Annotated in this window: 1 protein-coding gene; it reads right to left on the bottom strand. The window is 79.1% G+C overall.

What is annotated here, in order from left to right:
* Positions 1-86 precede the first annotated feature (86 nt).
* Positions 87-1,106: DNA polymerase III subunit delta (holA, locus tag GTR00_RS21475; protein WP_205706374.1), on the bottom strand; the 1,020-nt coding region annotated here is incomplete at its 5' end.

Raw genomic sequence — 1,106 nt, 5'->3', positions numbered from 1 at the left:
CCCCGCCCCCGCGCCCCCGCGCCCGGCGGGGGCTCAGCGCTCGCGGGCCGCCGCGGTGACCCGCACGGCCCGCCCCCGGCGGGGGCTCAGCGCTCGCGGGCCGCCGCGGTGACCCGCACGGCCCGCTCGAGGGCGAAGGCGCCGTCCGCGCTGCCGCCCTTGACGGCGTGGTCGGCCGCCGCGACGGCCAGGATCGCCTCGGCCATCCGCTCGGGCACCATGCCCTGCACCTCGCGGCGCACCTTGTCCACCAGCCACGGCGCCATGCCGAGGTCCTTGGCGACGTCGGCGCTGCGCCCGCGGGTGGCGGCCACCTTCGCCAGCTGCCGCAGCCGCGAGGCCAGCGCGGCCACCACCACCACCGCCGGCACCCCCGTGGCCTCGGCGTGCCGCAGCAGCGACAGCGCCCGCCCGGCGTCCCCGGCCACGGCCGCGTCGGCCACCTCGAAGCCCGTGGCCTCCCGCCGGCCCGAGTGGTAGCGGTGCACGTCGGCCTCGGTGACGGTGCCCTCGGTGTCGGTGAGCAGCTGGTCCAGGCCCGCGGACAGCTCGCCCAGGTCGCCGCCGAGCGCGGCGACCAGCGCGCGGGCCGCCTCCACGTCGATGCGGCGGCGCGCCCGGCGGGCGTCGGCCAGCACCAGGTCCACCTTGTCCTGGTCGCGCTTGAGCGGCTGGCAGGCGACCTCCACCGCGCCCGGCGCCGTGCGCGCCACCTCCAGCACCTTGCGGGCCCGGTTGCCGCCGCGGTGGCGCAGCACCAGCACGACGCTGCCCGCCGGCGCCGGCAGGTACTCCAGGACGTCCTCCACGAACGCCTCGCCGGCCGCGTCCACGCCGTCGACGAGCACCAGGGACGGCTCGTCGAACAGCGACGGCGACGTCCACGTCGCCAGCTGGCCCTTCTGGTAGCCGGCGGCGGTGACCTCGGTGCGCTCGAAGGACGGGTCGCGCTCGCGCATGCGCGCCAGCAGCGCCGTCAGCGCCCGGTCCGCCAGGTGGTCCTCCGAGCCGGTGAGCAGCACCACGGGGGCGGGCTCGACGTCGTGCGGGGACGGGGTCGGCGCGGAGGCCTTCTTCGCGGCGCGGGCGGGCGTCTTGCTGGGCAC

It is taken from the genome of Kineococcus indalonis (genome assembly GCF_009906395.1).
In the GTDB taxonomy this organism is placed as follows: Bacteria; Actinomycetota; Actinomycetes; order Actinomycetales; family Kineococcaceae; genus Kineococcus; species Kineococcus indalonis.
The sequence above is the reverse complement of the archived record's forward strand: the minus strand, read 5'-3'. Positions and strand labels throughout refer to the sequence as shown.